The sequence below is a fragment of the Winogradskyella sp. R77965 genome (genome assembly GCF_044594915.1).
Lineage (GTDB): Bacteria > Bacteroidota > Bacteroidia > Flavobacteriales > Flavobacteriaceae > Winogradskyella.
This window is the reverse complement of record NZ_CP138990.1, coordinates 227,666-241,069: the sequence shown is the minus strand read 5'-3', so window position 1 is coordinate 241,069 and position 13,404 is coordinate 227,666. Positions and strand designations below refer to the sequence as shown.

At 33.2% G+C, this 13,404-nt stretch carries 12 protein-coding genes and 1 tRNA gene; 12 read left to right on the top strand and 1 reads right to left on the bottom strand.

What is annotated here, in order from left to right; genetic code table 11:
- Positions 1–120: 120 nt before the first annotated feature.
- Positions 121–1,188, top strand: a complete 1,068-nt coding sequence (locus tag SJY34_RS01120; RefSeq protein ID WP_400078115.1) for a sensor histidine kinase — start codon at positions 121–123, stop codon at positions 1,186–1,188.
- Positions 1,181–1,873 carry a LytR/AlgR family response regulator transcription factor gene (locus SJY34_RS01115; RefSeq protein WP_400078113.1) on the top strand — a complete coding sequence of 231 codons (693 nt, stop codon included), beginning with the start codon at positions 1,181–1,183 and terminating at the stop codon, positions 1,871–1,873. Before SJY34_RS01120 ends, SJY34_RS01115 begins: the two co-directional genes overlap by 8 nt.
- Positions 1,874–2,043: 170 nt before the next feature.
- Here SJY34_RS01115 and SJY34_RS01110 read toward each other — a convergent pair.
- A tRNA-Pro gene (locus SJY34_RS01110) sits at positions 2,044–2,118 on the bottom strand.
- Positions 2,119–2,220: 102 nt separating this feature from the next.
- On the opposite strand from SJY34_RS01110, the gene SJY34_RS01105 reads away from it, so the two are divergent.
- The 10 genes from SJY34_RS01105 (at position 2,221) to SJY34_RS01060 (ending at position 13,377) form a co-directional block, all read left to right on the top strand.
- The gene (locus SJY34_RS01105; protein WP_400078111.1) at positions 2,221–3,321 is read left to right on the top strand and encodes a PQQ-dependent sugar dehydrogenase; all 1,101 of its coding nucleotides are present in this window, start codon (positions 2,221–2,223) and stop codon (positions 3,319–3,321) included.
- The gene (locus SJY34_RS01100) at positions 3,318–3,773 is read left to right on the top strand and encodes a c-type cytochrome (protein ID WP_400078109.1); all 456 of its coding nucleotides are present in this window, start codon (positions 3,318–3,320) and stop codon (positions 3,771–3,773) included. Before SJY34_RS01105 ends, SJY34_RS01100 begins: the two co-directional genes overlap by 4 nt.
- Before the next feature lie 45 nt (positions 3,774–3,818).
- Entirely contained in the window at positions 3,819–4,424 is a 606-nt protein-coding gene (udk, locus tag SJY34_RS01095; RefSeq protein ID WP_299123409.1) for a uridine kinase, read from the top strand.
- The gene (locus SJY34_RS01090) at positions 4,424–4,750 is read left to right on the top strand and encodes a septum formation initiator family protein (RefSeq protein WP_400078107.1); all 327 of its coding nucleotides are present in this window, start codon (positions 4,424–4,426) and stop codon (positions 4,748–4,750) included. Before udk ends, SJY34_RS01090 begins: the two co-directional genes overlap by 1 nt.
- Positions 4,743–6,125: a methylmalonyl-CoA mutase subunit beta gene (locus SJY34_RS01085; RefSeq protein ID WP_400078105.1), complete on the top strand. Its 1,383-nt coding sequence runs from the start codon at positions 4,743–4,745 to the stop codon at positions 6,123–6,125. Before SJY34_RS01090 ends, SJY34_RS01085 begins: the two co-directional genes overlap by 8 nt.
- Positions 6,126–6,182: 57 nt before the next feature.
- The gene (locus SJY34_RS01080) at positions 6,183–6,773 is read left to right on the top strand and encodes a hypothetical protein (RefSeq protein WP_400078103.1); all 591 of its coding nucleotides are present in this window, start codon (positions 6,183–6,185) and stop codon (positions 6,771–6,773) included.
- Positions 6,773–8,896 (top strand): methylmalonyl-CoA mutase, encoded by a 2,124-nt coding sequence (scpA, locus tag SJY34_RS01075; RefSeq protein ID WP_400078101.1) that lies wholly within the window; start codon positions 6,773–6,775, stop codon positions 8,894–8,896. The genes SJY34_RS01080 and scpA overlap by 1 nt, the downstream gene beginning before the upstream one ends.
- 142 nt (positions 8,897–9,038) lie before the next feature.
- Positions 9,039–9,374 carry a hypothetical protein gene (locus SJY34_RS01070; RefSeq protein WP_400078099.1) on the top strand — a complete coding sequence of 112 codons (336 nt, stop codon included), beginning with the start codon at positions 9,039–9,041 and terminating at the stop codon, positions 9,372–9,374.
- 122 nt (positions 9,375–9,496) lie between these two features.
- Positions 9,497–10,435: an alpha/beta hydrolase gene (locus SJY34_RS01065; RefSeq protein WP_400078097.1), complete on the top strand. Its 939-nt coding sequence runs from the start codon at positions 9,497–9,499 to the stop codon at positions 10,433–10,435.
- Positions 10,436–10,527: 92 nt separating this feature from the next.
- Entirely contained in the window at positions 10,528–13,377 is a 2,850-nt protein-coding gene (locus SJY34_RS01060) for a M16 family metallopeptidase (RefSeq protein ID WP_400078095.1), read from the top strand.
- The last annotated feature ends 27 nt before the right edge of the window (positions 13,378–13,404 follow it).

Genomic DNA, 13,404 nt, shown 5'->3' with positions numbered 1-13,404 from the left:
AAAAGGTTTGAGTACTAAAACTAAGTAGATTCACCTTAATTTTGATATTTTTTCAACCAACGACTCTATTTTTTCAACGAACAACGATAATTTTATATAGCATTGTACTAATTTGCAAATATGAAAAGTAGGGTTAGCGAAAAACGTAAAATTGTTTTGTTACATGTGCTAATATGGCTAATAGGTTGGTTCACTATTTCATTTTTAGCAAGCAAAGGAAAGAAGTTAGATGAGTATTTAATTAAGAATATCTCTTTTTTTATACCGCTAATAGCTATTGTCTATGTTAATTGGTTTTGGTTGTTTCCAACGTTTTTCAAAGCAAAAAAATATTGGAAGTATATAGCATTTGGATTATTACTCATTTATTTCATTTTTTACCTTGGAGAGATACTTATTGTTGAATGGATTAGTTTTATATACCCTCATCTTTTAAAGAAAGATTTCGATTATGATGTTTACTCTTTGCCAACATCTTTTTGGGACATTTTATACGGTGCTGCTCTCTATACACTGGGTCTCCTTGGTAGCACAATTTTTCTGGCCATTAAGCAAAATCACAAAGACAAACAAGAAATAGCTACTCTTCAATTAGAAAATGCGCAAACCAAGATTAAATATTTGCAGTCACAAATTAGTCCTCACTTTTTATTTAATTCCTTAAATAATGTACATTCACTTATTCTTCAAGATAAAAATCAGGCAGCAGATTATATAATTCAACTTAGTAATTTACTCCGCTTTATGGTTTATGAAACTGATAAAGAATTTATTACACTTGGAGAAGAAATTAATCTAATAAAAAGGTATGTTCAATTAACAGATTTCAGAGTTGGCTCTAACACAGCAAGTAACAACCTTATAATAAGTATTGAAAATAACGAATTAAAACTTCCTCCTTTACTCATTTTTGGTATTTTAGAAAATGGAATTAAGCATTCTGGGATGGGTATAGAAGGTGTTTTAGAATTTAATATATCAATCAAGGAAAGTAAAGGTGAATTAATATTAGAAATGAACAATTCAATATCCAAACAAAAATTTGATCTCAAGAAAAAAGGATTCGGTATTGACAGCTTAAAAAAACGTTTATTAATGTACTACCCTAATAAGCATACGTTTGTTTTTGAAATTATAAATGATACTGCAAAAACAAAACTCAACTTAATTTTAGATAGTAATGATTAACTGTGTAATTGTCGAAGATGAGCGTCTTGCAAGACAAAAGCTACAGCTTTATGTAGAGAAACATAATGATCTTAATCTAGTTGTATCTTATGCTAGTGCCGAAAGTTTTCTTAAAGAATGTTTTCATACGGATTACGATCTCCTATTGTTGGACATAGGATTACCAAATATAGATGGGATTACATTAGCTGGAAAACTTCCTAAACATTGCCGAGTTATTTTCACAACTGCATATACAGAATATGCTGTAGAAGCCTTTAATATAAATGCTATCGATTATCTATTAAAACCATTCAATTTTGAACGATTCTCAATAGCAATAAATAAGATTAATATACAACTTAACCAAGCTGATATTCCCATTCCTGTTGACGATAAAATTTTTATTAAAGAAGGCAAGAGAATTCATCGATTAAGTGTTGAAGATATTTTTTACATAAAAGGACTCAAGGAATATGTGGTGTGGCATACAGACCATGGTAAACTTATCACCTTACATTCACTTTCTTATTTAATTGATTATTTAGATCCTTTCGATTTTATTCAAACTCATAAATCTTATATTGTAAATAAACTAAAAGTAAGCGCATTAGAGTATGGGTTTGTTCATATAAATAATGAGCAAATTCCTATTGGTCGAAGCTACAGGGAACAGGTTAGACAACATTTTAAGGTAGATTTATAAAAGCTATGTGGATTAACTACGTTGATTTTAAGTCACTGCAAGGTGCTCAAAAAAAGACTAAAGTGTATAGGCTGTTCGAGTCTCTTTTCGATAGAATATATTTGCGTAACTTGTGCTAAGTAATATATTTATAGAATAAGCCTAAAATCTTGCAGATTTTAGGCTTATTGTCGGGGTGGCAGGATTCGAACCTGCGGCCTCCACGTCCCAAACGTGGCGCGATAACCGGGCTACGCTACACCCCGAAAAAATTGATTATCAATTTTTGGACTGCAAATATAGAGTTTTTCTTTATTATCTAACAACAATTCTCTAACTTTAAAAACTAAACTTTTTAAATAACAATCATGAAATTAAGACTTCCAATTATTGGATTAATAATCATCAGTATTTTAACATGTGCTCAAGATAAAAATCCAACAAACAAAGAGAATAGCCATGAGGTAGTTGTTTCAGATTTAGATATACCATGGGGTTTTACGTTTCTTCCTGATGAGTCAATACTCATAAATGAAAAAGCAGGTAAGCTCATTCATTTTAAAAATGGTACAAAAACTGAAGTCACAGGGTTACCCGAAATCTATTTGCGCGGACAAGGCGGACTTATGGATATCACTCTGCATCCGAATTATAAAGAAAACAACTTCATATATTTTTCTTACGCTTCCTCTGAAGGAGAAGGTGATGGAGGTAATACAACTATAGCAATAGCCAAACTAAAAGATAATACGTTGTTGAACTTAGAGGTATTATACAAAGCTGAACCTAACTCAAAGCGAGGTCAACATTTTGGGTCGCGTGTAGTTTTTGATAATGATGGCTATTTATACTTTACTATTGGTGATCGTGGAAATAGAGATGTCAACCCTCAGGATATAACAAGAGATTGCGGTAAAGTTTATCGACTTAATGATGATGGTACTATACCTAAAGACAATCCATTTATTAATGAACCAAATGCTAAGAAAGCAATTTACTCCTACGGACACAGAAATCCACAAGGTATGACACTACACCCAAAAACTGGAGAAATTTGGACTCATGAGCACGGCCCAAAAGGTGGTGATGAAATTAATATTGTAAATAAGGGTAAAAATTATGGCTGGCCAATCATAAGTTATGGTGTAAATTACAGTGGAACCAAGTTTACAGAAATAACAGAAAAAGAGGGCATGGAGCAACCTTTACATTATTGGGATCCGTCAATTGCGCCAAGTGGCATGACTTTTATTAACAGTGATAAATATGGTGATTGGGATGGTAACCTCTTAGTTGGTTCTCTAAAATTTCAGTACTTAGATATGTGCACCATTGAAAATAATAAAGTCATTAAGGAAGAACGATTACTAGACGGATTAGGCAGAGTAAGATGTGTGGAACAAGGGCAAGATGGTTATATTTACGTCGGAATTGAAAATTTAGGAATTGTAAAATTGATTAGAAAATGAAAAAAGTATTAATCTTACCGTTATTAGTGTTTTGTTTAATGTCTTGTGGCTCAGAAAAAAAAGAAGAGAAGGCCATTAATTATCCTAAAAAAACATCGCTTAAACAAACTGACCCTAAATTAAAAGAAAGTATAAATCGTGGCGAATTGGTATATAATGACTTATGTATTACATGCCATATGGCAAATGGCAAAGGAGCACCGAAAGCATTTCCTCCATTGGCGAATTCAGACTATTTAAGAGACAATCAAGTTGCGAGTATAAAAGGTATTAAAAATGGCATGTCTGGTGAGATAATTGTCAATGGAGAAACTTATAATAGTGTTATGGCACCATTAGGACTATCAGACGATGAAGTTGCTGATGTTATGAACTACATTAATAATAGTTGGGGAAATAATTATGGTAAGATGATTACTTCACAAGAAGTGACAAAAGTCATCAAAAAATAGCACGAATTGGCTAACTTTGCTTCTTACAAACTTAATTAAAACATAATGCTCATAATCGGAATTGCTGGTGGAACTGGATGTGGAAAAACAACCGTTGTTAATACCATCCTAAACGAACTGCCAGAAGGTGAAGTTGGTGTAATTTCGCAAGACTCATACTATAAAGATACTTCGCATCTTAGTTATGATGAACGCGTAAAAATTAACTTTGATCATCCGCGTTCTATTGATTTTGAACTATTAGAAACACACCTTAAAGAACTCAAAAAGGGAAACTCAATTAGTCAACCTGTGTATTCTTTTGTAAAACATAATCGTACAGGTGATACAATTACTACAAAACCAAGAAAGGTAATGATTGTTGAAGGGATTTTAATTCTATCTCACGCCGAGATTAGAGATCTTTTCGATATTAAAATATTTGTGCATGCCGATTCTGATGAACGTTTAATTCGTCGTTTAAAACGAGATATTACTGAACGAGGTCGGGATATAAATGAAGTCCTTAATAGATATCAAACGACTTTAAAACCAATGCATCAACAATTTATTGAACCAATGAAAGAGTATGCAGATATCATAATTCCTAATAATAAATACAACACTGTTGCTGTAGATATCGTTAAAACAATAATTAATGAACGTCTGTAATGTCAATATTTGATAATAAATATTTAAAACCCTTTAAGAACATTTATCTTCTTGTTCTTATTGTTTTTGTGGTTTGGATGTTATTTTTTGATGCACATTCATGGTTATTTCATCATGAAATGAATTCCAATAAGGATAAATTAAATCAGCAAAAAGAGCATTATAAAAACGAAATGGCAAAAGACGATAAAGCCATCAAAGAATTAAGCACAGAAGATGGTTTAGAGCGCACAGCGCGTGAAACCTATTATATGAAAAAGTCTAACGAAGACATTTATATTATTGAATACGAAGATAGTTTAGTTAAACAAAAACAAGATGAGTAAACCGTTATTTGATGAGTTTGAAAGCGTATCCTCAAAAGCTTGGAAACAAAAAATACAAGTCGATTTAAAAGGTGCAGACTACAATGATGCCCTAATCTGGAAAACCGACCAAGGTATCGATGTAAAACCCTTCTATCATTCAGATGAATTTAAGTTACTTCCAGATGTTTCAAATAGTAATGCGACAGATTGGGAAATAGGTCAATCAATACAGGTTATTGACGCTAAAGGTGCTAATTTAAAAGCAGTTGACGCTATTAATCGTGGTGCTGAAAGTATCTTATTTCAAATTAAAACCGAAAATATATCTATTGACGATTTATTACACAATATAGATTTAGAAAAAATTCCAATAGAAATTAAATGCGGTTTTCTTTCAGAGGTATTTACCAAAAAATTACATAGCGTAATTAAGAGCAAAGTCGAGCAATCTAAAACTTACTTGCACTCTGATATCATTGGAAATCTAGCTAAAACGGGAAATTGGTACAACAATCTTAAAGATGATCACAACAAGTTTGAAGCTATTGTCAAAAAAACAAATCAAATAAGTATTGATTTAAGCTTATACCAAAACGCAGGAGCAACCATAGTGCAGCAATTAGCTTATGCACTATCTCACGTTAATGAATATTTAAATCATCTTGACAGCCTCATTACAGAAGAATCAAAACAAGAGCTTCAAGTAGCCTTTAATATTTCAGTTGGCTCAAATTACTTCTTTGAAATTGCCAAAATTAGAGCGCTACGCCAATTATGGTCCGCTTTAGCATCAGAATATCATATTAATACTGAATGTAAAATTATAGCCACTCCAAGCAAACGTAATAAAACTATTTACGACTATAATGTAAATTTACTACGGACAACAACAGAGTGCATGAGCGCTATTCTAGGTGGAGCAAATGTTATTTACAATTTACCTTACGATGCTTTATATCATCAAGCAAATGAATTTGGAGATAGAATTGCAAGGAACCAACTTTTAATTCTAAAGCACGAAAGCTATTTCAATAAAGTAAATAATCCAGCAGACGGAGCATATTATATTGAAAATTTAATGGAGCAACTTTCTGAAAAAGCGCTACTTCTTTTTAAAGATATCGAAGCAAATGGTGGGTTTTTACATCAGTTAAAAGAAGGTACGATTCAACGAAAAATTAAAGAAAGTGCAGCTAAAGAACAAGCCGATTTTGATACTGAAAAATTAGTTCTATTAGGGACAAATAAGCATGCAAATATTAACGATAAAATGAAAAACGACTTAGAAATCAGTCCTTTTTTAAAATTTGAAAAGCGTAAAACAATTATTGAACCAATACTAGAGAAAAGATTATCTGAAAATTTGGAAATCAATAGATTAAATAAAGAATAATACATGGTATTGAGAAAATCTATAGTATTTTTTTTAGGTGTTTTTTGCCTCTTTTTCATGTCTTGCTTCGAAGTTGCAAAAGAAATCACAGATTGGACTCAATTAGAAGATATCGAAGCCATTGAAGGCAATACGCACTACCTTGATAAAGATGGTATAAAACTTTTTCTACCCAAGACTTTTACAAAATATTCTTCCGTTGAATATTTAGCTTTAATTGATTCTTTAGTTGTAGATAATAAGCAACTGGAAATTGAGCGTGCAAGATTTAGAAATATCAGAAAAATGCAAGGCAACCACTATATTTTTTTTGATAAAACAATGAGTGCAACTTACACGATAAACTCAGTTCCTTATACTCCTATTTCACGACAAGATGCAAAATATATTTTAGGCATTGTGAGGCAAAGTCAAGAAGAAGTAGCTAGTAATACGGATTTAAATTTTACCAAAATTACAGCAAAGCACAATGATAATGGCAAAACACAAATTTTTAAAGCCATTTTTAAGCTCGAAAACCAAAAACTTCAACAACAAGCGTTTCAACATGCTTATTTCATCTCTTCGAATAAGAAAACCGTTTTAATAAATCTCATGGCACCTTTTGAAATTAATTTTGATCCGTTTCTTGAAAAAATGATATTGTAATGAGTAGAAAAAATCTTAAACATATCGCATTAAAGCAAAAAAAAGACCTTAATAAGTTTGAAAAGAATAATGACTTTTTAACAGCGGAAGATATTAAGGTAAAATCCACTTACTCAAAAGAGGATTTAAATAACCTTGAACATTTAAATTTCGTAGCGGGTATAGCCCCAAATCTTCGTGGTCCATATTCAACAATGTATGTTCGCAGACCATGGACCATAAGGCAATATGCAGGTTTTTCAACTGCTGAAGAGAGCAACGCCTTTTACAGACGCAATCTTGCTGCAGGACAAAAAGGACTGTCTGTTGCGTTCGATTTAGCAACACATAGAGGTTACGATTCAGATCACGAACGCGTAGTTGGCGATGTTGGCAAAGCAGGAGTAGCTATTGATTCTGTTGAAGACATGAAAATCCTTTTCGACCAAATACCTCTAGATAAAATGTCGGTTTCCATGACCATGAATGGTGCTGTTTTGCCAATTATGGCTTTTTATATTGTAGCAGCAGAAGAACAAGGAGTACAACCAGAAGAACTTGCAGGAACCATACAAAATGACATCCTAAAAGAGTTTATGGTACGAAACACATACATTTACCCACCCACTCCATCCATGAAAATCATCTCAGATATTTTTGAATTTACGAGTAAGAACATGCCGAAATTCAACAGTATAAGTATATCGGGTTATCATATGCAAGAAGCTGGTGCAACTTGTGATATAGAACTAGCATACACTTTAGCAGATGGTTTAGAATATATAAGAAAAGGACTCGAAGCTGGCATGGATATAGACACTTTTGCTCCACGACTATCCTTCTTTTGGGCTATTGGAATGAACCACTTTATGGAAATCGCAAAAATGCGAGCTGCAAGAATGCTTTGGGCTAAATTAGTAAAGCAATTCAATCCAAAAAATCAAAAATCTTTAGCCCTAAGAACACACTGCCAAACTTCAGGCTGGAGTTTAACAGAACAAGATCCATTTAACAATGTCGCTAGAACTTGTATTGAAGCCTCTGCAGCAGCTTTTGGAGGCACTCAAAGCCTACACACCAATGCATTAGATGAAGCCATCGCATTACCAACAGATTTCTCTGCACGTATTGCAAGAAATACACAAATTTACCTACAGGAAGAAACGCATATTACAAAAACTGTAGATCCTTGGGCTGGTAGTTATTATGTTGAAAAACTAACTCACGACATAGCCCAAAAAGCATGGCAATTAATTGAAGAAGTTGAAGAATTGGGTGGAATGACAAAAGCCATTGAAGCCGGAATACCTAAATTACGAATTGAAGAGGCAGCTGCACGAAAGCAGGCACGTATCGATTCTAGTCAAGATATTATAGTTGGAGTTAATAAATATCGCTTAGAGCGAGAAGAACCTATCGCTACACTAGAAGTTGACAATCAAACGGTTCGCAACCAACAAATAGAAAGGCTAAAAAGCATTAAAGCAACTAGAAATAGCGACATAACAGCCGAAGCTTTATCAAAACTAACCGAAGCTGCCAAAACAGGTGAAGAAAATTTATTAGCTTTAGCAATAGATGCAGCAAGAAAACGTGCAACTTTAGGAGAAATTAGCGATGCATTAGAAGCTGAATTCGGAAGACATAAAGCACAAATAAAATCATTTTCAGGAGTGTATAGCAAGGAAATAAAAGACGATAAAAGCTTTCAAAAAGCAAGAGAATTGGCTGATAAATTTGCTGATCAAGATGGCAGAAGACCACGTATTATGATAGCTAAAATGGGGCAAGATGGTCACGACAGAGGCGCAAAAGTTGTTGCCACTGGTTATGCTGACGTTGGCTTCGATGTTGATATAGGGCCTCTATTTCAAACTCCCCAAGAAGCTGCTAAGCAAGCTGTTGAAAATGATGTTCATATTTTAGGTGTATCTTCTTTAGCAGCAGGGCATAAAACTCTAGTACCTCAAGTAATAGATGAATTAAAAAAATATGGTCGAGATGATATTATGGTTATTGTCGGAGGTGTAATTCCGAAGCAAGATTACCAGTATTTATTTGATGCTGGAGCCGTTGCTGTTTTTGGACCTGGAACAAAAATAAGTGAAGCTGCAATTCAGATTTTAGATATTTTGATTGATTAACTAGAAAACACTATTTTCTTTTCATAATCTGTTTTTTATCAATTCCATGTTTTGTTTTGCCCAAAAGGTAAGGACAGAGCTTTTGCGATGGCGATAGTACTGAATCCTATTTCCCATTACTCGAGTCTAAAAAAACGATAATTTGGGGAAACACCTATTACACGGAAAAAAAGCAGGAACAAAAGAATTGGATAATAAAACCTATGTTGAATATGCTCAAACATGGGAAAGTGATGAAATTGTCTATTTATATTTAAGAAAAGAGAACGATATAACCTACCAATATGAAGAAAACATCGAGGATGAAACTATAAGACTTCCGAGTATTTTTGATGTTGGTGATTCATGGAAAACGGCATCTAAGGAAACTTCTTATGAAGTAATTTCAAAGGAAGGTAACATTAAAACTCCAATATGCAATTATTCAAACTTGCTTGTTTTAAAATCCATATTTAAAAATGGTATTTTTACATTCTAATACCTCAAAAGGTTATGGATATTTAACCGCATCGGTTGATAGTAAGTTAATTTCGTTTGTCACTCCAAAACTTGACTTACGTTAAATCAAACATTTAATTCTTAAGAGGTTCGAAAATAAGAATGCAAAAAAAACGTAAAATTAAAATAGTTAAGAGCGCTTTAATAGCGCTAACAGTTTTAGGACTAGTGACTATTCATTTCATTATTCCTCGACTAATCATACAAAAAAGAATTACGTTAAAAGTTTCAAATATTGAACGCTATGTTGCATATGATTCTATTATAAATGATAGTAGTCAATTCAAAAGAAAGAAACTATCATTTAAGTCATTCGACGGACTCAACCTCTCTGCTCTTTTTACACATTCAAGCATAGATAGTGCCAAAGGCACTATTATATTAATACCTAATAGCAGCTCTAATAAATACAACTTTATGGAATTTAGTGAGGTTTTAGCCAAAAGAGGTTACAATTCTGTCGCTGTAGACTTAAGAGGGTTTGGTGAAAGTGAAGGGCGATTTACTACATACGGGGTTAAAGAAAAAAAGGATATTCAGAGTCTTATTGACGAACTTTATAAACATAAAGATATAGAACCAATTGGAGTTTGGGGAAGCTCTATAGGAGGTGCTGTTGCCATGCAAGCTATGGGGATTGAAAAACGCATAAAATTTGGGATTATTGAATGCACTATGACAGACTTTAGAACGAGTATGAATAGTTATTTTACTCGTCTAACAAAATTAAAGCTAAAACCTTTGAGTAATTATATAATAGATAGATCTGGTAGTATAGGAGGCTTCGATACAGACGATGCAAGTCCTGTAAAATATGCCGAAAATATAACCCAGCCAATTATTATTGCTCATGGAGGAAAAGATAAAGTGTTCAAAGTTAAATACGCTAAAGAAAACTTTGATAAAATTGAAAGTATCAACAAAAAATTTATTTTACTAGAAGAGGCTTCACATGACGATATTTGGGATGTTGGTGGTGATAAATATCTTAATAATGTTATGGAATTCTTAAATGCACATAGTATTCAACTAAATAATTAGTTAAAATTTTGTTATTGTTTTTTTCATCAAATTCTTATCGTTAGCTTTAAAGGAAATTTCCTATAAATATTAATCATTTAAACCATCAATTAATGAAAAAGCACATTCTCAGTGTAGTGGTTGTTTTAGCCATTGCACTCTCGCTTCCCTCCTATGCACAAGTAATTACTACTAAAAAAGAGGCAAAAACCAACTTAGCTTATGATGCCTCACTTCCTATTCCTGCAGATCCAAATGTAAAAACAGGTAAGCTTAGTAATGGGCTTACTTATTACGTTCAAAACAACCCTAAACCAGAAAACAAGGTAGAATTAAGATTAGTGGTTAACGCTGGTTCAATACTAGAGGATGAAGATCAATTAGGTCTAGCGCATTTTATGGAGCACATGAATTTTAATGGAACTAAAAACTTTAAGAAAAATGAATTGGTTGATTACCTTCAAAGTATTGGTGTAAAATTTGGTGCACACCTCAATGCCTATACTAGTTTTGATGAAACCGTTTACATTCTTCCCATTCCAAGTGACGACCCCGAAAAGCTTGAAAAAGGATTCCAGATAATAGAAGATTGGGCACACAATGCATTGTTAACCGATGAAGAAATTGATAACGAACGTGGAGTTGTTTTAGAAGAATATCGTCTAGGCAAAGGAGCTGATGAACGCATGATGCAAAAATACTTACCAAAAATGATGTACGGCTCTATGTATGCCGAACGCTTACCAATTGGCACAAAAGAAAACCTTGAAACGTTCAAGTATGAAAGCTTAAAACGCTATTATAAGGATTGGTATAGACCAGATTTAATGGCTGTTGTTGCTGTTGGAGATATTGATGTTGAGACACTTGAAGCGAAAATAAAATCGCATTTTGAAAACATTCCTAATCCAAAACAACCGAAACCAAGAAAGTCTTTCGATTTACCAAATCATGACGAAACATTTATAGCCATAGAAAGTGACAAAGAAGCTGCTTTTTCTAATGTAAGATTAATGTTTAAAGACAAGGTGAATTCTCAACCAGACATAACTTATGGAGATTACAGAAAATCTATGATAGAGAATTTATTCTCCCAAATGATTAATAATCGACTAGATGAAATTAGAAATGGTGACAATCCACCGTTTGTATTTGGTTTCACCTATTATGGCGGCACTTACGCTCGAACGAAAAATGCGTTTCAATCATCAGCAATGACAAGTCCTACTGGGCAGTTAGATGCATTAAAAACACTTCTCATAGAAAATGAGCGTGTACGTCAGCATGGATTTTTTGAAGGAGAATTTAGTAGAGCAAAAAAAGATATAGTTGCTCGTATGGAGAAAGCTTTCAAGGATAAAGACAAAATGGAATCGGAAAGAATTGTTGGAAGATACATCAATAACTTCCTCGAACAAAATCCTATTCCTGGTATGGAATGGCGTTTCGATTTTATGAATTCTCAGTTACCTACCATTACTTTAGATGAAGTTAATTCACTTATCAAATCATACATCAAAGAAGATAATCGCGTAGTTATTATCACTGGACCTGAAAAAGAGGGTGTCGAAAAAGTTGAGGAAGCACAAGTATTGGAATTACTCGATACCGTAAAAACAATGGAATTAAAACCTTATGAAGATAAAGCCGTTGCAACCTCATTAATGACTACCATGCCTTCAAAAGGTAGTATCAAGGAATACAAAACAGACGAAAAACTTGGCACTACAACATTGGTTTTAAGCAACGGAGCGACAGTAACTTACAAAAAGACTGACTTTAAGAATGATGAAATTTTGTTTGATGCTTTTAGTTATGGAGGGACATCACTCTACACGGATGAAGAATACATGACTACATCTGCTGCAAATGGAGGCTTAGGTGAAGCTGGTGTCAATGGCTTTGACAAAATTGAATTAGGTAAAATGATGTCTGGCAAGATTGCTAATGTAAGGTTATCTATTGGCACATACAGTGAAGGAATGTCTGGAAATACAACACCTAAAGATTTAGAAACTTTATTTCAGTTGACACATCTTTACTTTACAGCTTTAAATAAAGATGAAAAAGCATTTAGAAGTTTTGCAGATAAGCAAAAAGCATTTTTAGGGAACTTACTATCAAATCCACAGTTTTATTTTCAAGACCAAATGTCTGAGTTTATGTATGGAAAGAACCCCAGATACAGAGGCTTCCCCACTGCGGAAGACATGGACAATGCTGATTACAATCTAGCCTATGACAAATACAAGGAACGCTTTGCTGATGCTGGAGATTTTAAGTTTTACTTTGTTGGTAATATAGACGAAGAAAAACTAGTTGACTATTGCGAGACCTATTTAGCTAGCTTACCAGGAAAAGGAAGTAACGAAACTTATAAGGTAATGGACTTTAGACCTTTAACCGGTTCTCACAAAAAGGTGATAGAAAAAGGAGAAGACCCTAAAAGTTCTGTAAGAATGACCTATCATGGACCAGCTGATTATGATGCAAAAGAAGCGCATGCTTTTAAAAGTTTAGCAGAGGTATTATCGATAAAACTTATAGAAAAACTTCGCGAAGAAGAAGGTGGTGTTTATGGAGCTGGTGCTAATGCAAATATTAACGATATGCCTTATGGTTGGTACAGATTCAATATTAGTTTTCCATGTGGCCCTGAAAATGTTGATAAACTTATCGATGCCACTTTAGTAGAAGTTGATAAACTAATAAAGGATGGACCTACACAAAAGGATTTAGCAAAAGTTAAAGAAGCTCAGATTTTAGAACACAAAGAAGATCTAAAAAAGAACCGATTTTGGCTAGGGCAACTTAAAAATGCTGACTATCGAAAAAGAGATGCTCACGCTTTCTTAAAATTTGAAGAAAATGTAAATAGTATAACAGTTGAAGATTTACATAATGTGGCTAAAAAATATTTGACTCAAGGCTATATTTTAGGTATTCACAATCCTGAAAAATAGAATTGAATCATTTTTTTGAAAATTTAA

Coding starts and splice junctions, on each gene's coding strand:
- SJY34_RS01080 (WP_400078103.1), top strand. CDS start 6,183: ATGTCTTGCTTCGAAGTTGCAAAAGAAATCACAGATTGGACTCAATTA.
- SJY34_RS01115 (WP_400078113.1), top strand. CDS start 1,181: ATGATTAACTGTGTAATTGTCGAAGATGAGCGTCTTGCAAGACAAAAG.
- scpA (WP_400078101.1), top strand. CDS start 6,773: ATGAGTAGAAAAAATCTTAAACATATCGCATTAAAGCAAAAAAAAGAC.
- SJY34_RS01090 (WP_400078107.1), top strand. CDS start 4,424: ATGTCAATATTTGATAATAAATATTTAAAACCCTTTAAGAACATTTAT.
- SJY34_RS01100 (WP_400078109.1), top strand. CDS start 3,318: ATGAAAAAAGTATTAATCTTACCGTTATTAGTGTTTTGTTTAATGTCT.
- SJY34_RS01105 (WP_400078111.1), top strand. CDS start 2,221: ATGAAATTAAGACTTCCAATTATTGGATTAATAATCATCAGTATTTTA.
- udk (WP_299123409.1), top strand. CDS start 3,819: ATGCTCATAATCGGAATTGCTGGTGGAACTGGATGTGGAAAAACAACC.
- SJY34_RS01065 (WP_400078097.1), top strand. CDS start 9,497: ATGCAAAAAAAACGTAAAATTAAAATAGTTAAGAGCGCTTTAATAGCG.
- SJY34_RS01085 (WP_400078105.1), top strand. CDS start 4,743: ATGAGTAAACCGTTATTTGATGAGTTTGAAAGCGTATCCTCAAAAGCT.
- SJY34_RS01060 (WP_400078095.1), top strand. CDS start 10,528: ATGAAAAAGCACATTCTCAGTGTAGTGGTTGTTTTAGCCATTGCACTC.
- SJY34_RS01120 (WP_400078115.1), top strand. CDS start 121: ATGAAAAGTAGGGTTAGCGAAAAACGTAAAATTGTTTTGTTACATGTG.